The sequence below is a fragment of the Ectothiorhodosinus mongolicus genome (assembly GCF_022406875.1).
Taxonomy (GTDB): Bacteria; Pseudomonadota; Gammaproteobacteria; order Ectothiorhodospirales; family Ectothiorhodospiraceae; genus Ectothiorhodospira; species Ectothiorhodospira mongolica.
In genome coordinates, this window is the sequence record NZ_CP023018.1 from 1531329 (window position 1) to 1554645 (window position 23317).

A 23317-nucleotide genomic window follows, 5' to 3' on the forward strand; every position below is an offset into this window, starting at 1 on the left:
GCTTAGGCAGGCAAAGTCGGGATTATAGGTTTTTTAGGAACGAATCGGGTGATGATGTAACTCCAACCCCTGTTCGCGAAAGAAGCGAAAATGGTCGCGGCCGGTATCACGGATGGCGGGATCCTGATTAACGACCTCAATCAGCCGCGCGAAATGCGTATAGAAATCTGGCACTTGGGTAGCCAAATTGATCAATATATCGGCAGCCGCGACCGGACCGGATTGCAGGCCGATGCGCACCGGCAGGGGCTCATCTTCCGGCGCATCCACGGCGTGCGGGATGAATGCATCATCGCGGAACGTCCACAGGCAATCGTCAATCATGCTGGCGGTAGCCGGCGAGTCGGTATGGATATGCACCTGATGACCGCGCTCCAGGGCTTTTTCCACCAGCCGACAGACGGTGAGCAGCCGCGGATGCAGCTGCTCGTCTTCCAATACATAGAAGTCAACGCGTGGCATGCAATCGGCTTTAAGACCCAGCGCGGTTAAAAAGGTACTGCATCAGCAGCGGCACGGGGCGGCCGCTGGCGCCTTTCTGTGAGCCGCTTTTCCAGGCCACCCCGGCAATGTCTAAGTGTGCCCAGCGGTATTTTTCGGCGAAGCGCGAGAGAAAGCAGGCCGCGGTGATGGTGCCCGCCGCCCGACCACCGATATTGCCCATGTCGGCGAAATTGCTTTTTAGTTGTTCTTGATACTCATCCCATAGGGGCAACTCCCAAGCGCGATCGAAAGCCTCCTGACCAGCGTCCAAAAGCGCCTGGACCAGAGGCCGATGATTGCCCAGCACGGCCGTGGTTTGATGGCCCAAAGCAATAATGCAGGCGCCAGTGAGGGTCGCCATATCGATCACCACATCGGGATCAAAGCGCTCTGCGTAGGTCAGGGCATCGCTCAATACCAGTCGACCTTCGGCATCGGTGTTCAGCACTTCCACAGTCTTACCGGCCATGGTGGTGATGACGTCGCCGGGTTTAACGGCCTTGCCGTCGGGCATGTTTTCCGCGGCAGCGATAATGCCGACGACGTTGATGGGCAGGCGCAGCTGCGCCACCGCTTTCATCGTGCCCATGACGGCCGCGGCGCCGCCCATGTCAAACTTCATCTCATCCATGGCCTGGGCGGGTTTAATTGAAATGCCGCCGGTGTCAAAGGTAATTCCTTTGCCCACCAGCACGATCGGCTTGTCGTTTTTCTTGCCCCCTTGATGATTGAGGACAATCAGGCGAGGTGGTTCATCCGAGCCGCGGGCCACAGCCAGCAGGGCACCCATGCCCAGCTCTTCCATGGCATTTTCATCTAGCACCTCGACTGATAGTCGTTTATTGCCTTTTTTCAGTTGCTTGGCTTGTTCTGCCAAGTGGCGGGGGGTGCAGATGTTGCCAGGGCGATTGGCCAGATCACGTGCCAGACTGACGCCATCAGCGGTGGCCATGGCTCGGGCCAGCTGTTGGTCCAGTGCGATGGTGTCAGCGTCATGTGGCACCTGCAAGGCCATATGCTTGAGCTTTGCTGCTTTGGGTTTTTTGCCGGTTTTGAGCTCATCAAAGCGATAGCGGGACTCTTCCATGAGCAGCACGGTTTGCACCAATGGCCAGCGCAGATCATGGCCTTTCACCGTTAAGCTCGTGAGCGTGTTGTAGACCTCATCCGCTGCGGTCTTTTGCAGAGTCTTTGCCACCGCGGTGGTGATTTTGCGAAAGCTGGATTCGCTCAGCGTTTTGGTCTTACCACAACCCACCAGTAATAAGCGCTCAGCAGGGATTCCTGTCACATGAGGAACCCACAGTAATTCGCCTTCCTCACCGCTGATGTCGCCGCGCTTACACAAACTGCTGAGCAGCCCATCCAGCGCTTGATCCAAGGCGGCGGCAGCCTCCGAAAGCTTGCCTCGTTCGTAAATGCCGACGATGATACACGCGCTTTTCTGAGTTTCCGGGCTGCTGCTGCCAATTGAAAATTCCATGCTTTTCCTCGTCTTTGCGGTGTGATGGTCGATGGCCTCCCGTGTATTCTATGGAAAATAATCAACGGCAACCAACACGCCTGAGCTATTGAGACATCCTTGAGCCTGATTTATCGGTACATTTCCCGGGAAATTCTGCTTTCGCTGCTGGCAGTGATGGTCGTGCTGTTTTTGATCATTATGGGCGGCAGCTTGACGCGCTTGTTGGAGCTGGTTGCTGAGGGGCGTATTCCTGCCGATACCCTGCCATGGGTCTTGTTGTTGGGATCATTTAATACCCTGTTATTGCTGATGCCGGTGTCACTTTTTTTGGCGGTGATGCTCAGCCTGGGGCGCCTCTACAAAGATAGTGAAATGGCTGCTTTGAGAGCGTGTGGCGTGGGTATGCGCCAACTCTATGGGGCGATTTACACCGTAGCCTTGCCCTTGGCTCTGATTCTTAGTGTGCTGGTATTGCTGCTGATGCCCGTGGTCAGTCAGCAGGTAGAGCAGCTCAGAGCCATAACCCATGATCGCAGTGATTTAGCAGGGATTGTTCCCGGTCGATTCATGCAGGCTGGGGTGGGGACGGGCACGGTGATCTTCGTGGAATCTTTGTCCGCGGACAAACAGCGATTGCAAGGGGTTCTTATCGAGCGACGCGTGCGCGGTGGGCCCACACAGGTGATTCGCGCCGAAAGCGGGGAGCGCCGTATCGACTCAAGTACTGGAGATGCCTATCTGGTACTGGTGGATGGCTATCGCTATGAAGGTGATCCCGGCAGTGCTGATTTTCGCATTGTGCGCTTTGCGGAACATGGTTTGCGGCTGCCCGAGCAGACTGAGGTATTTATGCGCCAGCGCACCTCGATGTTAACGACAGCTGAGATTTGGGGTTCGGCGCAGTTGGATCATCAAGCCGAACTTCAATGGCGCTTGTCCGCGCCTGTTTCTTTGCTCATTCTGGCCCTACTGGCTTTGCCTCTGGCGCATACCACCCCCAGGCAAGGGCGTTTTGCGAAATTGGCTTTGGGCATCTTGGTCTACGTGCTTTATGCACAATTACAAATCAGCGGCCGCTCATGGTTTGCTGAGGGGGTGACGCCCGCTTGGTTGGGGATGTGGTGGGTGCATGCGGTGATGTTGTTGGTAGCTTTGAGTGTTTTGCTGCGTCAGTTGCCCCTGGGTCGCGGTAATCGCTTGCGCCAGAGGCCGGCATGAGCATCCTCAACCGCTATCTCACAATGCAAATCATTGGTGGGGCGCTGCTGGCCCTGTTGGTGCTTTTGGCGCTGGATGTAGCCGCGACCCTCATTAATGAAATGGAGCAGATGAGCGAGACCTATGGCTGGCTGCAGGTCTTGACCTACACCCTGCTGACGATTCCGGGGCGTTTGTATTTGTTGTTTCCACCTGCGGTATTGATTGGCGCCTTGCTCAGTTTGGGAGCGGTCGCCGAAAACAGCGAGTTGACCGCCATGCGCTCGGCGGGGCTCTCTATAGGACAAATCAGCCGCAACACGCTCACCGCGGGCATGATCCTCATGCTCATCGCTGTTTTTTTGGGGGAGGTAGTGGCTCCGGCCAGTGAACGTCAGGCCCAGCAATTGCGCACCTTTGGCGTGGCCGGACAGGTACATCTGGGCGGCACGGGCCTATGGGCACGCGATGAACAAAAATATATCCATGTGCGCCGCATCCTGCCTGATTTGCATCTGCGTGACGTGCGGGTCTACACCTTCGATCGGCAACAGCTAGTTGAGTCCGTGCAGATTCGCGATGCGTTTAACCGAGGCGCTTCAGGTTGGGAAATGCAGGGCTTGGTGCGCAGCAGCATCAGCACGACCGGAGTCTTGACCGCACGCGTGGATCAGGAAATTTGGCCGCGACTTCTGGCGCCTGAACTGTTTGACGTGATTGTGGTGGAGCCTAGCCAAATGTCGGGCTTAGCACTGTGGCGCTATATCAGCTATCTGCGTGTCAATCAGTTGGAGTCCTCGGTTTATGAACTGGCCCTGTGGGGTCGAATTGCGACCCCCATGTCGAGTTTGGTGATGCTGCTACTGGCATTGCCGTTTATCTTTGGACCATTGCGGGCTGGCGGTACAGGACAGCGTCTTTTTGTGGGCATGCTGCTGGGCATTGGCTTTCACTTGGTGAACCAGACGCTGGCCCATGGTGGATTAATTTGGGGGCTGCCGCCTGCATTGAGCGCGACCCTGCCGATGCTGATTTTTCTGGCATTTGCCTTATGGGGTCTTTCCCGGGTGCGGTGAGTGCGTGAGTTCTGTGCCGGATAGCCAGTCGTGCAACATCAATTTGCGCGGATGGCGCCAGGACAGAATTAAGCCAATAACGATCAGCAGTACCAAGCCTTTAGTCAGTAGGAAAAGATCCAGGCGCCAAGCCTGGAAAGCCCCCAATACCAAGATCCATTGCGCCAGGGCTACTGAAAAACGCCGCAGCGCCTGCCACCAAGTGACCGCTGTGCCATCGCTGCTGACCAGGCGTATTTGCCAGGTAGTCATCGCCAAGGTCGTGCCACTGTGAGTCCAAAACCAGCCAAAGTAAGTGAAAGCTACACCGAAATAGACTGCCGCAAGCGCTAGCATGGCCGGCTGAGTCCAACTGGCCTGTTCGATTTCTAAAGCGGTTAAAGCGGTAATGGCTAGGCTGGTGAGCATCAGCGCAGAGAAGGCCAGCAGACCGTCATAAAACATGCAGGCCATGCGCTTGAGTAGGCCAATGGGTTGGGATGAGTCATCAGTCACGGCAATCGTCTCGCAGGCCACAGTCTTGGAGGGGTATCTGATGCATTATACGGATGCGTCATAAAACTTCCGACGCAAGGCGCGGTCGAATGGGCAATAGGACATGATATAGACTCGGGTGTATGAAGCGACTGGCCATTTGGGTAACACTGATTCTACTGGGTATGTCTTTGCTGCTACTTGGGCAGGCGGGTAGCCGTGAGCGGGTGGCGGTGATCCTCAATATCGAGGGTGCCATCGGGCCGGCCAACAGCGACTACTTCATGCGGGGTTTGAACCGCGCGCAAGAGATGAATGCCGAGATCGTTGTGGTGCGTATGGATACGCCGGGCGGGCTCGACAGCTCGATGCGCGACATGATCAAGGCCATTTTGTCTTCTACCGTCCCTGTGGCGACCTACGTGTATCCGCCTGGAGGCCGCGCCGCCAGTGCGGGGACGTATCTGCTTTATGCAAGTCACATTGCGGCCATGGCACCAGCCACCAATTTGGGCTCAGCAACCCCCGTACAAATGGGCGGGGGTGGCCTGCCAGGTATGCCGGGCGCTGACGAGCCCGATGCCGCCCCGGAGAGAAAGGGAGAAGACGCGGCGGCTGATGATGCGAGCGGAAACTTGGAAGAGGCAACAGCGCAAGAGGATGCTGCTGAAGCCCCGGCTCGCGGACCACGTCGCGGCGAGACCGCCATGGAGCGTAAGGTTTTAGAAGACGCGGTGTCCTATATTCGCGAGCTAGCTGAGCTGCGGGGCCGCAATGCCGACTGGGCGGAGGAGGCCGTGCGCGAAGCCATGAATATCGGCGCGACTGAGGCCTTAAAACTCAATGTCATTGATGTGGTGGCAGAGAGCATTCCCGAGTTATTGGCAGCGATTGACGGTCGCACGGTGAAAATGGAAATTGGCGAACGTGTCTTGGATACCAGCAGTTTGCAGTTGGTAGAAATCCTGCCTGACTGGCGCACCCAGCTGCTGGCGGTGATCACTAATCCCAACATTGCTTATTTGCTGATGTTGGTGGGTGTGTATGGGATTATTTTTGAGTTGGCCAATCCGGGGAGTATCTTCCCGGGTGTCATCGGTGCGATTTCTTTGGTGGTGGCTTTGTATGCTTTCCAGGTCCTGCCCATCAATTACGCCGGTCTAGCACTGATTTTCTTGGGCATTGTGTTCATGATTGCTGAGGCCTTTGTGCCCAGCTTTGGGATTTTGGGATTTGGCGGCATTGCTGCCTTTGTAGTGGGGTCGATAATCTTGGTAGATGATACGAATTTCGCCATCTCGATTCCGTTGATTGGTGGCACGGCTTTGGTCTCAGCAGGGTTTTTCATCTGGATTCTGAGTCGCTTGATTCGTATTCGCCGCAAGCCAGCAACGACCGGCCGGGAAGAGTTGATTGGCGCGCGCGCCGTGGCCTTAACGGACTTTGCTGATGGCAAAGGCCGGGTTTGGCTGCACAGCGAATCTTGGTTGGCTCATGCGGATAGCACGCTCGAGATTAACAAAGGTGATGTACTCGAAGTCACCGCCTTACACGATTTGACCGTGTCCGTGGTACCGAGCTCGGTCCCCGACGAAGCCCTCAGCAAAGGAGTTCAATCATGATTCTCTCGATTCTGGTGCCCATTGCCCTCGTTCTTGGGCTATTGGTCATGTCGATCCGCATCCTGCCGGAATACGAGCGGGGCGTGGTGTTCTTTCTGGGTCGTTTTCAGGCAGTTAAGGGCCCGGGTCTGATCATCGTGATTCCCGGGATTCAGCAGATCGTGCGCGTGGATTTGCGCGTGATCACGCTGGATGTTCCCAGTCAGGATGTGATCTCGCAGGATAACGTCACGGTGCGTGTTAACGCCGTTCTTTATTTTCGGGTGGTTGATCCCGAAAAAGCCATTATCCAGGTGGAAGATTATTACAACGCCACCAGCCAGTTGGCGCAGACCACCTTGCGCTCGGTGCTGGGTAAGCATGATCTGGATGAGATGTTGTCCGAGCGCGATAAGCTGAATAACGACATTCAGGCCATTTTGGACGTACAAACCGATGCTTGGGGCATCAAGGTGGCCAATGTGGAAATCAAGCATGTGGACTTGAACGAGAGCATGATCCGCGCCATTGCCCGTCAAGCCGAGGCAGAGCGTGAACGACGCGCCAAGATTATTCACGCCGAGGGTGAGCTGCAGGCCGCGCAAAAACTCACCGAAGCCGCAGGCATCATGTCCACCAATCCCCAGGCTTTGCAGCTGCGTTATCTGCAGACCATGGCGGATATGGCGACCACCAGTCAGTCGACAGTGATCTTTCCTTTTCCCATGGACTTGCTCAAGGGCCTGATGGGGAGTAAAGCCGATGGCGCGACTAAAGGCAGTGCGTGAGCTCAGATCAAGCCAGCATTGACCGGTTTTTGGACGCGCTCTGGATGGAGCATGGTTTGAGCCAGCGTACGTTGGATGCCTACCGATCGGATCTATCGGCGTTGGCTCAGTGGTTGAGCCAAGGGCGGGGTGATTTGTTGAGCGCCGGGCGCCCGCAGTTACTGGACTATTTGGCAGCGCGTATGGAGGGCGGCGCGCGTCCTCGAAGTCTGGCGCGTCTATTGTCTAGCCTGCGACGGTTTTATGGCTATGCCGTGCAAAATGCCTTGATTACGGAAGATCCTACAGCGCGCATTGATGGTCCGCGTGTGGGTCGGGGTTTGCCGTCTTCTTTGAGTGAAATCGAAGTCGATAATCTATTGGCAGCGCCCAGCCTCAAAACCGCAGAGGGGCTCAGAGATCGCGCCATGCTCGAGCTTTTGTATGCCACCGGGCTACGGGTCTCAGAGCTGGTCTCGCTGGAACTGGGGCAGGTGAGCTTAAAGCATGGTGTGGTGCGCACCATGGGCAAAGGCAGCAAAGAGCGGTTGGTTCCCTTGGGCGAAGAAGCCTTGGATCGTTTGCAGCAATACCTGCAAGAGTCGCGGCCGGCCTTATTGGCCGGGCATGGTCAAGCTGAGGCCTTGTTCGTCACCCGCCGCGGTGGTGCGATGACGCGGCAAGCTTTTTGGTATTTGCTGCGGCGTCATGCGCGCGCGGCTGGCATCAGTAAACACCTATCACCGCACACGCTGCGCCATGCATTTGCCACACATCTTTTGAATCATGGGGCGGATTTGCGCGTGGTGCAGATGCTGTTGGGGCATTCGAGCCTATCGACCACCCAAATTTATACCCATGTGGCGCAAGAGCGTCTGAAATCCCTCCACGCCCAACATCATCCGCGTGGTTAACTGCTGACTTTTTGATGAGTGATTGTGATGCGTAAAACTTTAGTAACGGGTGTTTGTTTGGCGGCGCTATTGAGTGCCGGTGCGGCGCTGGCCGATGCGGCGATGGATCAGGTGCGTGAGCGCGTGCAGCAGCTGGTTCCCGATGGCACACCCAGCTACATCGGTGCCACCGGTGTCGGGGATCTCTATGAGGTGCGCTATGGCGTGCAAACTTTCTACATCAGCGCCGATGGCCGTTTCGCCATTCAGGGCGAACTGGTCGAGCTGGAAACTATGGAGAATCTGACCGCGGTCAGCCGCGCTCAAGGGCGGCTTGAGCTGCTGGCGGAACTACCCACCGAGGGCATGGTGACCTATCCGGCCAGTGGTGAGCATCGCCATACGATCACGGTGTTTACCGATGTTGACTGTCCCTATTGCCGGCGTTTGCATGAAGAAGTTCCTGAGCTTAATGCCAATGGGGTGGAAGTGCGTTATCTGATGTTTCCCCGGGCTGGCGAGGGCAGTGCGACCTACACCAAGATGGTGAACGTCTGGTGTGCGGACGATAAGCGTGCCGCCATGGATCGCGTCAAAGACGGCGAAACCATCGAGTCGCGGCAGTGTGAAGTCCCGGCCGAGGCGCATGTGGCGGCGGGGCAGTTGATGGGAGTCAATGGCACGCCAGCAATGCTGCTCGAAAGTGGCGATTTGGTGCCCGGTTACCGTCCTGCCGATGAGATTAATCGTTTACTGGAGCAATTGGTCAGACGCTAGTACAACAGGGCCATCATGCGCTTGCGATAGGTGGTGACCACGGGGTCATTGCCGATCATCGTGAATCCAGCCACCAAGGCCTGACGCGCGGCGCTGTCGGCGAATTTGGGGTGTTGGCGCATCAGTTGCAACAAAGTCTCGAAACCCGACTCGGCTTGGCCATTGAGAAGTTGGGCACAGCCTTGTACGAGCATCTGCGCCGGTGCTGCTTCCGCCTTTGGATCCTCGCCGAGCTTTTGTAGCTGGGCCAACAGCAAGGTGGCCTTAAGTGGTGCGACCTCGGCGGTCTCATGTAAATCCAGCGGCAAGGTTTGCAGCAGAGCCTCTGCGGCTTCTAAATCACCCAGGGCCATGAGTTCGCGAGCCTCATCGATTTTCAGGGACTCATCATCGGGTGAGGCCGCTCGCAAGGCGCGAATGTGTTCTAGGGCGTTGGCATGATCGCCACTGGCGCCGATGTCACGGGCGATTTCCAAAGGGCTGGCTTCCGGTTTGGGGATATGCCTGTCGAGCAGGGCGCGAATCTCTGACTCAGGCTGCACGCCCATAAAGTGATCCACCACTTGGCCATTTTTGAACAGCATGACTGTGGGCAAGCTGCGCACGCCGGCTTGAGCGGCCAACGCCTGTTCCACGTCGGTGTTCACCTTGGCAAGAAAAAACTGCCCCGCATATTCCTCAGCCAAGTTTTGCAGGATAGGCATGAGCATCTTGCAGGGTTGGCACCAGTCCGCCCAAAAGTCGACCAGAACCGGCACTTGCATGGAGCGCTCCAGTACCTCGGTTTGAAATTGGCTGGCGGTGATATCGCTGTAATGGGCCTGTTGGCTCATGCCTTCTCCTAGGATTTCGTATGCTTGGATGATGCCCTATTGTTGGGATGATGGCTGCATTGTTCAAGAGAGGCGTGCTTGTACTTTGCAGGGATGTTTCATACAGTAGCGGCGCCTAACGACTATGAAATAGGGCGCATGAGCGCAACGACTTCCTACACTGCTTCAGATATTGAAGTCCTCTCAGGACTGGACCCGGTGCGCAAGCGCCCGGGCATGTATACCGATACCACCCGTCCCAATCATCTGGCCCAAGAAGTCATCGACAACTCGGTGGATGAGGCGCTGGCGGGTCATGCCGATCGCATCGATGTGGTTTTACATAAGGACGGGTCTCTATCGGTGACCGATAATGGCCGCGGTATGCCGGTTGATGAGCATCCTGGCGAGAAGCGTCCTGGGGTTGAGGTGATTCTATGTACTCTGCATGCCGGCGGGAAATTCTCTAACCGCAATTATGGCTTTGCCGGCGGTTTGCACGGCGTCGGTGTCTCTGTGGTTAATGCCTTGTCCACTCGATTGGAAGTCACCATTCGCCGCGACGCCCGCGAATATCAGATGAGCTTTGCGAGCGGGGATAAGACCAGCGATTTAACTGTGTTGCGTGAGGTCGGGCGCCGCAATACTGGGACTGCACTGCGGTTTTGGCCGGACCCGGGGTATTTCGATTCGCCGAAATTCGCCTTAGGTCGATTGAAGCATGTGCTGCGCGCCAAGGCCGTGCTGTGCCCAGGTCTGGCGGTGAGCTTTTTTGATGAGACTACGGGTGAGCGCTGCGATTGGCTTTATGCCGGCGGCCTGCGTGACTATTTATTAGAGACGCTTGAGGGTTTCCCGCGGCTGCCCGAGGAGCCCTTTATGGGCGAGATGGCAGGCGAGACTGATGCTGTGGATTGGGCGGTGGTTTGGTTGCCTGAGGGCGGTGAGGCAATCACTGAGAGCTATGTCAATCTCATTCCTACGGCGCAAGGCGGCACGCATGTGAATGGACTGCGTACCGGGCTGACCGAAGCCCTGCGCGAGTTTTGTGAGTTTCGTAATCTGCTGCCGCGCGGCGTGAAGCTAGCGCCTGAGGATGTTTGGGAGAATCTCTCTTACGTCTTGTCCTTTAAGATGTTGGATCCCCAGTTTGCAGGACAAACCAAGGAGCGTCTGTCCTCACGAGAAGCCGCGCCTTTTGTGTCTGGGGTGGTGAAAGACAGTTTCAGTCTGTGGCTGAATCAGCACCCTGGGGTCGGCGATCGCATTGCCGAGCTGGCCATTTCCAATGCCAATAAACGGCTGCGTGCCGGCAAGAAAGTGGTGCGTAAAAAAGTCACTCAGGGTCCAACCCTGCCGGGTAAGTTGGCCGATTGCGCTGCTCAGGATTTGGCACGTACCGAGCTGTTTTTGGTGGAAGGCGACTCTGCTGGCGGTTCGGCCAAACAGGCACGGGATCGCGAGTTTCAGGCCATCATGCCGCTGCGCGGTAAGATCCTAAACAGCTGGGAAGTCGATCCTGATCAGGTGTTGGGCTCTCAGGAGATTCACGATATCAGTGTCGCCATCGGTGTCACCCCGGGCGTTGCGGATCTCAGTGAGCTGCGCTACGGGAAGATTTGTATTCTGGCGGATGCGGACTCCGATGGCCTGCATATAGCCACCCTACTGTGCGCCTTGTTTGTCCGACATTTCCGGCCTTTGGTCGCTGCCGGACGGGTTTATGTGGCGATGCCGCCCTTGTTCCGCGTTGATGTCGGTAAAGAGGTGTTTTACGCGCTGGATGAAGCGGAAAAGCAGGGCATTCTCGAGCGCATCCAGGCCGAAGGCAAAAAAGGCAAAGTCATGGTGACGCGCTTTAAAGGCTTGGGTGAGATGAATCCCCTGCAATTGCGGGAGACCACCATGGATCCCGATACGCGCCGCTTGGTGCAGTTGACCTTGGAAGACGATGACGAGGCGCCACGGCTATTGGATATGCTGCTGGCGAAAAAGCGCGCCGCCGATCGGCGCAGTTGGCTGGAAAGTAAGGGCCATCTGGCCGAGGTTTAAGAGGAGCATTTGCGATGGCCAATCTGCCGGTCAAATTTGGAACCCGATTTTTTCTGGTGCTGCTGAGCTTTTTGGGCGTTTTCCTGTCGATGACGGGAATTCTTGAGTTGGTGGCCGGGGGCATCGGCAGTTTTTATCCTCCGGAGCTGCGCTTTCCTGGATACAGTATGGTGTTGATCATCTCGGGTTACGCGATGATGGTGCCCATCGGTTGGCTGTATTGGAAAGATGCGCAGCAGGATGAGGATTGATGGAGTCTTTGACGCTGGACTTTGAGGGCGCGGAGCGCCAGCCACTGCATCAATTTGCGGAAAAGGCGTATTTGGATTACGCCATGTACGTCATTCTCGACCGTGCCTTGCCGCATGTGGGCGATGGTCTAAAGCCGGTGCAGCGTCGACTGATTTATGCCATGAGCGAGCTGGGGCTGTCTGCTCTATCCAAGCACAAGAAATCTGCGCGTACCGTCGGTGATGTGCTGGGTAAATACCATCCGCATGGTGACTCGGCCTGTTACGAGGCCATGGTGCTGTTGGCCCAGCCGTTTTCCTCGCGCTACCCCTTTGTTGATGGTCAGGGCAACTGGGGCTCACCGGATGATCCGAAGTCGTTTGCGGCGATGCGCTATACCGAGGCGCGCTTATCGGCCTATGCGCAGGTGCTGCTCTCGGAGTTGGGTCAGGGCACGGCCGATTGGGTGCCAAATTTTGATGGGACTTTGGAAGAACCCAAGGTGTTGCCCGCGCGCCTGCCCAATGTGCTGCTCAATGGCGGCACGGGTATTGCGGTGGGCATGGCTACCGATATTCCGCCGCATAATCTGCGCGAGGTGGCGGCGGCTTGCGTGCACTTATTGGCCGAGCCCGATGCGGACTTAGAGGCGATTTGTGCGCATATTCAGGGGCCGGATTTTCCTACGGATGCTGAGATCATTACCTCGCGCCAGGATATTTTGGCGCTGTATCGTTCGGGTCATGGCAGTGTGCGCATGCGTGCCCGCTTCGAACGAGAAAATGGCGATATTATTATCACCGCACTGCCGTTTCAGGTGTCTGGCGCTAAGGTTTTAGAGCAGATAGCGGCGCAAATGCAGGCCAAGCGCCTGCCGATGGTCGAGGATTTGCGCGATGAGTCGGATCACGAACATCCCACCCGCCTGGTCATCACGCCGCGCTCCAATCGCATCGATATTGATGCCTTGATGGCGCATTTGTTCGCCACTACCGATTTGGAACGCAGCTATCGCGTCAATCTCAACATCATTGGCTTGGACGGCCGCCCGCAGGTGAAGCCGCTTTTGCCTTTGCTGCGCGAGTGGCTGGAGTTTCGTATTGAGACCGTGCGTCGCCGCTTGAGTTGGCGCTTAGAAAAAGTGCAGGCGCGTCTGCACATTTTGGAAGGCTTGCTGGTCGCTTTCTTAAATATCGACGAAGTCATCGCCATTATTCGTGAGCACGACCAACCCAAGCCCGTGCTGATTAAGCGCTTTGGTCTGACCGATACCCAGGCCGAGGCTATTTTGGAACTGAAGTTGCGGCATTTGGCGCGGCTTGAGGAAATGAAGATACGCGGTGAGCAGGATGATCTGCAAAAAGAGCGCGATAAGCTGGAAAAAATCCTCGGCTCCAAGGCGCGCTTGCATCGTTTGGTGAGCGATGAGCTGACCGCTGATGCGGAGAAGTTTGGCGATGCACGACGCTCACCGATGGTTGCCCGCGCGGCGGCGCAGGCTTTGGATGAAACCGCACTGGTGCCTACCGAGCCTTTGACCGTGGTGCTTTCTGCCATGGGTTGGGTGCGCGCGGCTAAGGGCCATGAGGTCGATGCTCAAGCGCTGAATTACAAGGCCGGTGATCAATATCTGGCCGCGGCCCAGGGGCGCAGTAATCAGCTGGCGGTGTTTCTTGATACCACCGGGCGCACCTATGCCCTGGCGGCCCATACGCTGCCATCAGCGCGCAGCCAAGGTGAGCCATTGTCGGGGCGCTTGTCCCCGCCGGATGGCGCTCGATTTGTCAGTGTGCTGATGGGTGCTGAGCAAGAACATTTCGTGGTGGCCAGTAGCCATGGTTACGGTTTTGTCTGTACCTTGGCGGACATGGTTTCGCGTAATCGTGCGGGCAAGGCTTTACTTAGCCTGCCAGCGGGCGCTGAGGTGATGGCGCCGGTGCGCGTTCGTGATCTTGAACAGCAGTATCTGGCCGCGGTCAGCAGTGAGGGCTATCTGTTGATCATCCGTCTCGCCGACCTGCCGCAGCTCGCCAAAGGCAAGGGCAATAAAATCATTAACGTCCCCTCAGCCCGCCTCAAATCCGGCGAGGAGTGCTTGGCGGATCTGTGTGTACTCGGCGCCAACGACAGCCTCACCATCGCCGCCGGCAAGAAACCCAAGACCCTAAAGCCCGACGAGTGGCAGACCTACACCGGCGAGCGCGCTCGCCGCGGCCTCAAACTCCCTTTCATCAAAAAAGGGGTACGACCCCAATTCACCTCGTAAGTGGGGTCGTACCCCATTTTTTTGGTTGAATTTTCCCGGGTAAACCCCATCTAATAGGGCGGTTCCTTTTCGACTCTTTAGCGTTCGGAGATATCAATGAAGCGTGTACTGCTTTTTCTGGCAACCAACCTTGCCATCATTGTGGTGCTCAGCATTACCCTGCGCATCCTCGGTGTCGAGCGCATTTTGGATGAGCAGGGGGTGGGGCTTAGCTACGGCAACCTGCTCGTGTTTGCTTTGGTGTTTGGTTTTGGCGGTTCGTTTATCTCCTTGGCGCTATCCAAATGGATGGCCAAGCGCGCCATGCGGGTGCAGATCATCGAACAGCCGCGTAACAGTACTGAGCAGTGGCTGGTGGATACCGTGCGCCGTCAGGCCAAACAGGCCGGCATCGGCATGCCCGAGGTGGGGATTTTCAATTCCCCAGATCCCAACGCCTTTGCTACCGGCATGAGCCGTAATAATGCTTTGGTGGCGGTCAGCACCGGCCTAATGCAGAACATGGGCCAAGACGAGGTTGAGGCGGTTCTGGGTCATGAGGTCGCGCACGTGGCCAATGGCGATATGGTGACGCTGGCCTTGATTCAAGGCGTAGTGAACACCTTCGTGATCTTCTTGGCGCGGGTGATTGGCCATTTCGTGGATCGCGCCGTGTTTAAGACCGAATCTGGCCACGGTCCGGCGTTTTGGATTGTCACCATTGTTGCGGAAATCATCCTCGCCATCCTGGCATCGATCATCGTCTTCTGGTTCTCGCGGCAGCGCGAGTTCCGTGCCGATGCCGGTGGCGCGCGTTTGTCCAGTCGCGAGAAGATGATCTCGGCACTGGAGCGTTTGCGCGCTGCTCAGGGACATCCCTCTCAGCTGCCGGATCAGATGGCTGCCTTTGGTATCCGCGGTGGTCGGGCTCAGGGCCTGAAGGCTTTGTTCATGACTCATCCGCCTTTGGAAGATCGTATCCAGGCTCTGAAAGCCAGCAGCTTCTAAAGCACGGTTTGTTTGGCACCAGCGCCGGGCACCTCACGCACCAAGCGGGGCATGAGGTAGCCCGGTAGCTGGTTCGCTAATTCCTCTAGCAATACCTTGGCCTGAGATTCCGGCACCTCGAAATGGGCGGCGCCCTGAACGCGGTCCAAAAGGTGCAGATAATAGGGCTGCACGCCGATATCCATGAGGCGCTCGCTGAGCTCTGATAATACCCGCACATCATCATTAACGCCTTTGAGCAGGACCGCTTGGTTGTAAAGGCGCACCCCAATAGCGCTTAAGCGCGCCAACGACTCTGCCACGTTAGCATCCAGTTCTTGGGCGTGATTGGCGTGTATGACCATGATTTTTCTTGGCATGGGTAGGGCGCTGAGCCAAGCGAGAAGGGGCTCGTCGACCCGCTGGGGTAGCACCACCGGCAGACGCGTATGCAGGCGCAGGCAGCGCAGATGCGGGATGGCCGCCAGATCGCTTGCCATGTCCGCCAGCCGAGCATCACTCAGGCTTAAGGGGTCACCGCCGCTAAGTATCACTTCGTTGATCTGGGTGTGCCGGTTTAGCCACTGTATCTGCGCCGGCCACTGACTGCGGCTGCTGGCGCTGGCGTAGGGAAAGTGACGGCGAAAGCAGTAACGGCAATGCACCGCACAAGCGCCGGTGGTGATGATTAAAGCCCGCCCGTGGTATTTGTGAATGATGCCGTTGTCTGTGCTGGCGGCTAAATCCCCCACAGGATCGGCGATAAAACCAAGAGTCTCCAAACACTCTGCCTCCAAGGGCAGGACTTGGCGCAGCAAAGGATCATCGGGCCGGCCTTTCTGTATGCGCGCCAGGTATGGCTGCGGCACACGCAGCGGGAAAAGCTCCGCAGCACGCCGCGCCGCCGGTAATAGAGCCCGGTTCAGATCCAGTATGGCCAAAAGCTCGGCCGGATCGGTGATGGCCTCAGCCATCAGGCGCTGCCAATCGGGGGTCTCACAGTGAAGGGTGATTCGCGGTATCATGTGCGGCTTTGCAGGTTTGGAGATGCGGCAGCATGGCAAGTTATAGCACCAATGAGTTCAAAAGTGGCCTGAAGATCTTGATGGACGGTGATCCTTGCGCCATCGTCGAGAACGAATTTGTGAAGCCGGGTAAAGGCCAGGCCTTTAGCCGCGTGAAGATTCGCAATCTAAAAACCGGTCGTGTTTTGGAAAAGACATTCAAGTCCGGTGAGAGCGTGGAGGCCGCCGATGTCATGGATACCGACATGCAGTATCTCTACAGCGATGGCGAGTTCTGGCACTTCATGCATCCCGAGAGCTTTGAACAGCATGCTGCCGGCGAAACGGCTGTGGCCGATGCCATGAAATGGCTCAAAGAGCAGGACATCTGCACCGTGACACTGTGGAATGGCGCACCGCTGTCAGTCAACCCCCCGAATTTTGTTGAGCTTGCGATCACTGAATGTGATCCGGGCTTGCGTGGCGATACCGCGCAGGGCGGCAACAAGCCCGCGACGTTGGAGACCGGTGCGGTGGTGAAAGTACCTTTGTTTCTTAACGAAGGCGATGTGATTCGCGTCGATACACGCACCGGCGAGTACGTCTCGCGCGCCTAACGCGCGCCTCCCTGTGGTGACGCCAATGGTCGCCTTAGAGGCACGCGCGCAGCTGCTTCAGGCTGTACGCCTTTTTTTTCTAGAGCGCGCCGTCACCGAAGTTGAAACCCCGCTTTTATCGCAGGCCGGCAGCACTGATCCTGCGCTGCATAGCTTGTCTGTGGCGACCGAGTCGGGCATGCGCTGGCTGCATACCTCACCCGAATTTCCGATGAAGCGCCTGCTGGCTGAGGGTAGCGGCGATATCTATCAAATCGCCAAGGTGTTTCGCGATGCTGAGGCGGGGCGCTACCACAATCCCGAATTCACCCTGCTGGAGTGGTATCGCCTAGGGTTTGATCACCATGCCTTGATGGATGAGCTGCAGGCGCTCATCACTGAGTTGGCGAGTATATTCGCGTCACTGACCCCGCCGCCCTCGCAAGCCAAGCATTGGCGGCGGCTGAGCTATCAAGAGGTCTTTATCCAAGCCTTGGGTATCGACCCCCATCAGGCCAGTATTGCAGAACTCGCCGATTGCGCCGCGCAGCAAGGTCTGACGATTAGCGGTGATCTGGATCGGGATGCCTGGTTGGACGCGCTGTTGTCTTTTGTTATCACTTCCTCTTGGCCAGAGGACACGCTGAGCTTTATTTATGACTACCCCGCCAGTCAGGCGGCGCTGGCCAAAATCGATCAAGGCCCACCCCCCACAGCCAGGCGATTTGAGCTCTATTGGGGCCCAGTGGAGCTGGCCAATGGCTTTCATGAACTCACCGATCCCTTGGAACAACGCCAGCGCTTTGAGCATGATTTAGAGCAGCGCGCGGCTCAGGGGCTGGCGCAGATACCCATGGATGAGGGTTTACTCGAGGCGCTGCAGGCGGGGATGCCGGAGTGTGCGGGGGTGGCCTTGGGTTTGGACCGATTGCTGATGCGCCTCACGGGTGCCTCGCACATCCGCGAAGTCCTGTCCTTTTCTTGGGATCAGGCCTAAGCGCGATCGAATTAAGCGCTCAGCATGGCCAGTTTTTCGCCCATTTTCAGGGCTTGGCCGACCTTGAGGTCGCTGTGCCACTGAATCATCCCCGGCGGGAATACCAAGATGACGGTGGAGCCGAGATTAAAGCGGCCCATTTCCGCGCCACGCTCAAACTTCAAGCCATAGTCCAAATAGTCGCGTTGCTCGAGCTCGCGCTTCCAACGCGGTGTGACCTCACCAGCCCAGACGGTCTCGATGGAGGCGACATTGATCGCGCCCACCAATACCTGCGCAAACTGGCCGCGCTCATGCGCAAACACACTGACCAATCGCTCATTGCGGGCGAATAGGCCAGGAATCGTGCGCGTGGTATGCGGTGCGACCGAAAACAGGCGGCCGGGGACATAGGTCGTTTCTTTGAGCTTGGCAGTGAGCGGCATGTGCACGCGATGATAGTCGCGCGGCGATAAATATAGGGTGATGAACTCACCGCCCTCATAGGCCTGAGCGGCTTGAGTATCGATGCCCAGCAGGCTGGCGACACTGTAATCATGGGCTTTGGCTTGGATGACGCGGCCTTGATGAATCCGGCCAAACTGACTGATACGGCTGTCTGCAGGGCATAGGACGGCCATGGGGTCAGGGTCCAAAGGCCGTGCGCCTGGCGCCAGTTCGCGCGTGAACAAATCATTAAAACTGGCGTAGCGCGTCGGGTCGGGTTGCAGCGCTTCGTCCATGTTCAGGCCGTATTGGCGAATAAACCAGCGGGCCAGCGGGTCTTTAAGTGGCGTGCGCCAGCGTGATGCACGATAGACCAGTCGCGAGATGGCGTGATGCGGCAGCAGATATAGCGGCAAGGACTTCAGCCAGTCCTGCCAATTGGCATGAGTATCAGACATCGGAGTATTATCCCACAGCGCGATTTTTTGACTAAGGATTTTATGTCTGCCTCTGACCATTCTGCCTTGCAGAATATCCGTGATTTTATTCGTTATGGTGCCAGTCGCTTCAGCGAGGCTGGGCTATGTTTCGGCCATGGCACCGACAATGCCTTGGATGAAGCGGCTTGGCTGGTACTGTGCGCCCTGCAGCTGCCCTTGACTGTTTCTGGGCATTGGTGGGATGCGCGTCTCACTCCAGTGGAAAAACAACGCGTGATGGCGGTGCTGGATGAGCGCATCCATACCCGCAAGCCGGCGGCTTACATCACCGGCGAAGCGTTTTTTATGGGCTTGCCTTTCCATGTGGATGAGCGGGTGTTGGTGCCCCGCTCGCCCCTAGCTGAACCCATCAGTGATGGCTTTACGCCGTGGCTGGAGGTGGATTCGGTGGAGCGCGTGCTGGACTTGTGTACCGGCAGCGGCTGTATTGGTATTGCCTGTGCCATGGTGTTTGACAACGCCCAAGTGGATCTAGCCGACATCAGTGATGATGCGCTGGCCGTGGCGCAAAAAAATATTCAGCGCCATGGGTTGCAAGATCGCGTGAAGACCTGGCAGGCCGATGTGTTTCAGGGTTTGCCGGCCACCACCTATGATCTCATCGTCTCCAATCCACCTTATGTCGATGCCCAGGATATGGCGGCGTTAACCCCTGAGTTTCGTCATGAGCCGGCCTTGGGTTTGGCTGCGGGCGAGGATGGTTTGGATGTGGTCAGTCGGATTTTGGCTGAGGCGGGCGTGCGTTTATCGGAGCAGGGCGTACTCGTGGTCGAGGTGGGCAATAGTGCTCCGGCCGTTGAGGCACGTTGGCCGGATGTGCCGTTTGTCTGGCTGGAATTCTCACAGGGTGGCGAGGGAGTTTTTCTGCTGACTGCTGATGTGGTGCGGGCCTTTTTTCCATGAATAGACCGGGCATGGGTCATGAAACCGGCAGTCTGGGGGGTGCCAAGGCGGGGTGCCAAGGTTTATGCTGGGCCCTCTGCAGCACAATCCCTGCTTATTTCCTCGGGTATTTGCCATGAGCGCTTCACAAAGCATCGACTTCGATCTGGATCTGATTCATCGCTACAACACGGCGGGTCCGCGTTATACGTCTTATCCCACGGCGGTGCAGTTTCATGACGGATTCACCGCTGAGCGATATCAACAGATTGCGCGCGAGACCAATGCCAGTGGTCGGCCGCTGTCACTGTATTTCCATATCCCCTTTTGTGACACGGTGTGCTACTACTGCGCCTGTAACAAGGTGGTGACCAAGGACCGCACGCGCTCGCGTGGTTATCTAGATAGCTTGTATCAAGAGATGGCCTTGCAGGGTGACCTGTTTGATCGCTCACGCCCTGTGACCCAGCTGCATTGGGGCGGTGGGACACCGACGTTTATCTCTCATGATGAAATGACCGAGCTGATGGGTAAAACTGCCGAGCATTTTGGTCTTCTGGATGATGATACGGGTGAGTACTCGATCGAGATTGATCCGCGCGAAGTGCGCGATGAGACCTTGGCTTTGTTGCGTCAACTCGGCTTTAACCGCATCAGTTTGGGCGTTCAAGATTTCGATGAGAAGGTGCAAAAAGCGGTCAACCGCGTGCAAAGCGAATCCTTGGTGAGAAACGTGCTCGATGAAGCCCGACGTTTGGGCTTTCGCTCCACCAGTGTTGATCTGATCTACGGTCTGCCGCATCAAAACTGTGAGACGTTCGGCAACACCATCGAGCGCATTATCGACATGGATCCAGCGCGTATTTCGGTATTCAACTACGCGCATTTGCCGGATCGTTTCAAACCCCAGCGCCGCATTGCGGATGCCGATCTTCCTACTCCGTCAGAAAAACTCGCTATTCTGCAGCAGACCATCTCGCAGCTCACCGAGGCGGGTTATGTCTATATTGGTATGGACCACTTTGCCAAACCCGATGATGAGCTGGCTGTGGCGCAGCGAGACCACACGCTCTACCGGAATTTCCAAGGCTACTCCACGCATTCGGACTGTGATCTGATTGGTCTGGGATCCACCAGTGTCGGTATGGTGGGCAACAGCTACAGCCAAAATCAGCACAAGCTGGACGACTATTACGCGGCCATGGGTGAAAAGCGTTTGGCAGTATTTCGTGGCGTGGAATTGGATCAGGACGATTTGATTCGTCGCGATGTGATCACCCGCTTGATTTGCCACTTTGAGCTGAGTTTTGGTGATATCGAAAAGGCCCATGACATCCGCTTCGGTGATTATTTCGCCCAGGAGTTGGATGACTTGAAAGTCATGGAGTCAGACGGTCTGATAAACTTGAATGCTGATCAGATCAGTGTGCGGCCGGCGGGTCGATTGCTGATTCGTAACATCTGCATGAGTTTCGATCGTTATTTGCGCGAAGCCAGCGAGCAGCGCTTCTCGCGAGTGATCTGATGCTCAAGACACAAGGCTGATTTCATGTCCGGCAACAGTATCGGCAAGCTCTTTACAGTTACCAGTTTCGGGGAAAGTCATGGTCTGGCCATCGGCTGTATTGTCGATGGTTGTCCGCCTGGATTGCCTTTGTCAGAAGAAGATCTGCAAGGCGATTTGGATAGGCGCCGCCCGGGCACCTCGCGACATACGACTCAGCGCCGCGAGCCTGATCAGGTGAAGATTCTCTCCGGTGTGTTTGAGGGAGTGACCACAGGAGCACCGATCGGCTTGATGATCGAAAATGCCGATCAGCGTTCCAAGGACTACGCCAAGATAGCCACGCAGTTTCGCCCGGGACATGCGGACTACACCTATTTCAAAAAGTATGGTTTGCGCGATTATCGCGGTGGCGGCCGCAGTTCGGCCCGCGAGACGGCCATGCGCGTGGCAGCGGGCGGGATTGCCAAGAAATATTTGCAGGCCCAATACGGGGTTCTGGTGCGCGGTTATCTGGCGCAATTGGGGCCTGTGCGAATCGATAAGGTCGACTGGTCGGTGGTGAATACCAACCCGTTTTTCTGCCCCGATGCAAATCGTGTTCCTGAGCTGGAAGCCTATATGGATGGCCTGCGTAAAGAGGGCGACTCCATTGGCGCTCGGGTGAATGTCGAGGCCACGGGTTTGCCCGCTGGTTGGGGTGAGCCGATTTTTGATCGCCTCGATGCCGATATCGCCGCGGCGATGATGAGCATTAATGCCGTCAAAGCCGTGGAAATTGGCGATGGTTTTGCCGTGGTGGAACAAAAAGGCACGCAGCATCGCGATGAGATGACGCCCGAGGGCTTTTTATCAAATCACGCTGGTGGTGTTTTGGGCGGGATTTCCAGTGGTCAGGACATTCGCGTCAGTATCGCCTTAAAGCCCACCTCCAGTATTCGCTTGCCGGGACGGTCCTTAAATGAGGCGGGTGAGTCGGTTGAGGTGATTACCACGGGGCGTCATGATCCCTGTGTCGGCATTCGCGCCACACCCATTGCGGAGGCCATGCTGGCCATCGTCTTAATGGATCACGCGCTGCGCCATCGCGGCCAAAACGGTATGGACGCTTCAGGCTAAAACCCTGATACTCGCGTGACCATGCCGGCCAGTTATTGGAAGCTCTCTAGCTTCTACTTTTTCTATTTCGCCAGTATCGGCGCCTTCATGCCCTATTGGGGGCTTTATTTGAAAAATGAAGGCTTTACGCCGGGTCAGATTGGCGAGCTGATGGCCATTATCTTGGCCACCAAGATTGTTGCGCCTAATGTTTGGGGCTGGATAGCCGATCGCACCGGTCAGCGCATGCAGGTCATTCGTCTGGCGGCGCTGATGGCCTTGATCATTTTCTCCGGCTTGTTGTTTTTCTCGGGCTATTGGTGGATTGCGGCCATCATGGCGGGCTTCAGCTTTTTCTGGAATGCCGCGCTGCCGCAGTTTGAAGCCACCACCATGAATCACCTCGGGGCACGCACGGATGCCTACAGCCGCATCCGTCTCTGGGGTTCGGTGGGCTTTATCATCAGTGTGGCTTGCCTGGGCATCATCTTTGAGCGCATCGATGTGTCTTGGCTGCCCTGGATGGTTCTGGTTCTTTTATCTTTGTTGTGGATCTCAACGCTGCGGGTCAGTGATGCGCCGCGCACGCCCACCCCCAGCAATGGTCATTCGCTTTGGATGACCGTGCGCCAGCCAGCGGTTTTATTGCTGTTATTGTCGTGTTTTTTCATGCAGGCCAGCCATGGTCCCTATTATGCGTTTTTTACCTTGTTTCTGGAGGAAAATGGCTATAGCCGCACGGTAGCTGGTTACCTCTGGGCCATGGCGGTGGTCGCTGAGGTGTTGGTGTTCTTGTTGATGCACCGCTTGTTGCCGCGCTTTGGTGCCTGGCCGTTATTGATTTTTGCCATGGCCATTACCGCCTTGCGCTGGTTGCTGCTGGCATTTCAAGTCGAGTTGTTTGGGCTTTTGGTGATGACCCAGCTGATGCATGCAGCCAGCTATGGGGTTTATCACGCCGCCGCCATCTCTCTGATTCATCAGTTTTTTACCGGTACGCAGCAAGGTCGGGGGCAGGCCCTGTATTCTTCGATGAGTTTTGGTTTAGGGGGGGCTTTGGGCGCCTTGGCCAGTGGCTATATTTGGTCAGGTATTGGTCCCATGTGGGTGTATGTCATGGCCTCTGGCTTGGCGATGCTGGCGGTTTTTGCCGCGGTTTCGGGTATGCGCGCACAGTTTCGATTCAGATCTTTGCCATCGGCGAGACCTTGATCGGGATTTGCCTTATTGGCAGGCCCGGCCTATGATTT

At 56.6% G+C, this 23317-nt stretch carries 22 protein-coding genes; 16 read left to right on the plus strand and 6 right to left on the minus strand.

Annotation, left to right across the window (positions count from 1 at the left end):
- Positions 1 to 33 precede the first annotated feature (33 nt).
- Positions 34 to 462, minus strand: a complete 429-nt coding sequence (locus tag CKX93_RS07455; RefSeq protein WP_076756085.1) for a DNA polymerase III subunit chi — start codon at positions 460 to 462, stop codon at positions 34 to 36.
- 10 nt (positions 463 to 472) lie between these two features.
- A complete protein-coding gene (locus CKX93_RS07460) occupies positions 473 to 1966 on the minus strand; it encodes a leucyl aminopeptidase (RefSeq protein WP_076756086.1) in 1494 nt (497 codons plus the stop codon).
- Positions 1967 to 2065: 99 nt separating this feature from the next.
- On the opposite strand from CKX93_RS07460, the gene lptF reads away from it, so the two are divergent.
- A complete protein-coding gene (lptF, locus tag CKX93_RS07465) occupies positions 2066 to 3166 on the plus strand; it encodes an LPS export ABC transporter permease LptF (RefSeq protein ID WP_076756087.1) in 1101 nt (366 codons plus the stop codon).
- Positions 3163 to 4221 carry an LPS export ABC transporter permease LptG gene (gene lptG, locus CKX93_RS07470; RefSeq protein ID WP_076756088.1) on the plus strand — a complete coding sequence of 353 codons (1059 nt, stop codon included), beginning with the start codon at positions 3163 to 3165 and terminating at the stop codon, positions 4219 to 4221. Before lptF ends, lptG begins: the two co-directional genes overlap by 4 nt.
- Here the strand turns inward: lptG and CKX93_RS07475 are convergent.
- On the minus strand, positions 4195 to 4716 hold the full coding sequence (locus tag CKX93_RS07475) for an RDD family protein (RefSeq protein ID WP_143339965.1): 522 nt from the start codon (positions 4714 to 4716) through the stop codon (positions 4195 to 4197). The genes lptG and CKX93_RS07475 overlap by 27 nt on opposite strands.
- A 122-nt stretch (positions 4717 to 4838) precedes the next feature.
- On the opposite strand from CKX93_RS07475, the gene CKX93_RS07480 reads away from it, so the two are divergent.
- Genes CKX93_RS07480 through CKX93_RS07495 form a run of 4 tightly spaced genes read left to right on the plus strand, consistent with a single transcriptional unit; the run spans position 4839 to position 8733 of the window.
- A complete protein-coding gene (locus CKX93_RS07480; protein WP_200799835.1) occupies positions 4839 to 6317 on the plus strand; it encodes an NfeD family protein in 1479 nt (492 codons plus the stop codon).
- The gene (locus CKX93_RS07485) at positions 6314 to 7084 is read left to right on the plus strand and encodes a slipin family protein (RefSeq protein ID WP_076756089.1); all 771 of its coding nucleotides are present in this window, start codon (positions 6314 to 6316) and stop codon (positions 7082 to 7084) included. Before CKX93_RS07480 ends, CKX93_RS07485 begins: the two co-directional genes overlap by 4 nt.
- Positions 7081 to 7977, plus strand: a complete 897-nt coding sequence (gene xerD, locus CKX93_RS07490; RefSeq protein WP_076756090.1) for a site-specific tyrosine recombinase XerD — start codon at positions 7081 to 7083, stop codon at positions 7975 to 7977. Before CKX93_RS07485 ends, xerD begins: the two co-directional genes overlap by 4 nt.
- A gap of 27 nt (positions 7978 to 8004) precedes the next feature.
- Entirely contained in the window at positions 8005 to 8733 is a 729-nt protein-coding gene (locus tag CKX93_RS07495; RefSeq protein WP_076756091.1) for a DsbC family protein, read from the plus strand.
- Here CKX93_RS07495 and trxA read toward each other — a convergent pair.
- On the minus strand, positions 8730 to 9566 hold the full coding sequence (gene trxA, locus CKX93_RS07500) for a thioredoxin (protein WP_076756092.1): 837 nt from the start codon (positions 9564 to 9566) through the stop codon (positions 8730 to 8732). The two genes, CKX93_RS07495 and trxA, sit on opposite strands and share 4 nt — an antisense overlap.
- A gap of 138 nt (positions 9567 to 9704) precedes the next feature.
- Between trxA and parE the strand changes: the two genes are divergently transcribed.
- From parE to htpX, 4 genes are all read left to right on the plus strand, one after another.
- On the plus strand, positions 9705 to 11597 hold the full coding sequence (parE, locus tag CKX93_RS07505; RefSeq protein ID WP_076756093.1) for a DNA topoisomerase IV subunit B: 1893 nt from the start codon (positions 9705 to 9707) through the stop codon (positions 11595 to 11597).
- 14 nt (positions 11598 to 11611) lie between these two features.
- Positions 11612 to 11848 (plus strand): hypothetical protein, encoded by a 237-nt coding sequence (locus CKX93_RS07510; protein ID WP_076756094.1) that lies wholly within the window; start codon positions 11612 to 11614, stop codon positions 11846 to 11848.
- Positions 11848 to 14094 (plus strand): DNA topoisomerase IV subunit A, encoded by a 2247-nt coding sequence (gene parC, locus CKX93_RS07515; RefSeq protein WP_076756095.1) that lies wholly within the window; start codon positions 11848 to 11850, stop codon positions 14092 to 14094. Before CKX93_RS07510 ends, parC begins: the two co-directional genes overlap by 1 nt.
- A 96-nt stretch (positions 14095 to 14190) precedes the next feature.
- The gene (htpX, locus tag CKX93_RS07520; RefSeq protein WP_076756096.1) at positions 14191 to 15081 is read left to right on the plus strand and encodes a protease HtpX; all 891 of its coding nucleotides are present in this window, start codon (positions 14191 to 14193) and stop codon (positions 15079 to 15081) included.
- Here the strand turns inward: htpX and epmB are convergent.
- A complete protein-coding gene (gene epmB / locus CKX93_RS07525) occupies positions 15078 to 16085 on the minus strand; it encodes an EF-P beta-lysylation protein EpmB (protein ID WP_076756097.1) in 1008 nt (335 codons plus the stop codon). The genes htpX and epmB overlap by 4 nt on opposite strands.
- 32 nt (positions 16086 to 16117) lie before the next feature.
- Here epmB and efp point away from each other — a divergent pair, with 32 nt between their 5' ends.
- Together efp and epmA are read left to right on the plus strand one after the other, a co-directional pair.
- Entirely contained in the window at positions 16118 to 16681 is a 564-nt protein-coding gene (efp, locus tag CKX93_RS07530) for an elongation factor P (protein ID WP_076756098.1), read from the plus strand.
- Between the two features lie 25 nt (positions 16682 to 16706).
- Positions 16707 to 17657 carry an EF-P lysine aminoacylase EpmA gene (gene epmA, locus CKX93_RS07535; RefSeq protein WP_076756099.1) on the plus strand — a complete coding sequence of 317 codons (951 nt, stop codon included), beginning with the start codon at positions 16707 to 16709 and terminating at the stop codon, positions 17655 to 17657.
- Positions 17658 to 17668: 11 nt separating this feature from the next.
- Here epmA and asd read toward each other — a convergent pair whose 3' ends face one another.
- Complete coding sequence (gene asd, locus CKX93_RS07540; protein ID WP_076756100.1) at positions 17669 to 18541, minus strand: archaetidylserine decarboxylase; 873 nt, start codon at positions 18539 to 18541, stop codon at positions 17669 to 17671.
- A 42-nt stretch (positions 18542 to 18583) separates the two neighbouring features.
- Here asd and prmB point away from each other — a divergent pair, with 42 nt between their 5' ends.
- From prmB to CKX93_RS07560, 4 genes are all read left to right on the plus strand, one after another.
- Positions 18584 to 19486 (plus strand): 50S ribosomal protein L3 N(5)-glutamine methyltransferase, encoded by a 903-nt coding sequence (gene prmB, locus CKX93_RS07545; protein WP_076756101.1) that lies wholly within the window; start codon positions 18584 to 18586, stop codon positions 19484 to 19486.
- Positions 19487 to 19601: 115 nt separating this feature from the next.
- Complete coding sequence (gene hemN / locus CKX93_RS07550; RefSeq protein ID WP_076756248.1) at positions 19602 to 20990, plus strand: oxygen-independent coproporphyrinogen III oxidase; 1389 nt, start codon at positions 19602 to 19604, stop codon at positions 20988 to 20990.
- 24 nt (positions 20991 to 21014) lie between these two features.
- Complete coding sequence (aroC, locus tag CKX93_RS07555) at positions 21015 to 22088, plus strand: chorismate synthase (protein ID WP_076756102.1); 1074 nt, start codon at positions 21015 to 21017, stop codon at positions 22086 to 22088.
- 21 nt (positions 22089 to 22109) lie between these two features.
- Complete coding sequence (locus CKX93_RS07560) at positions 22110 to 23279, plus strand: MFS transporter (protein WP_076756103.1); 1170 nt, start codon at positions 22110 to 22112, stop codon at positions 23277 to 23279.
- The last annotated feature ends 38 nt before the right edge of the window (positions 23280 to 23317 follow it).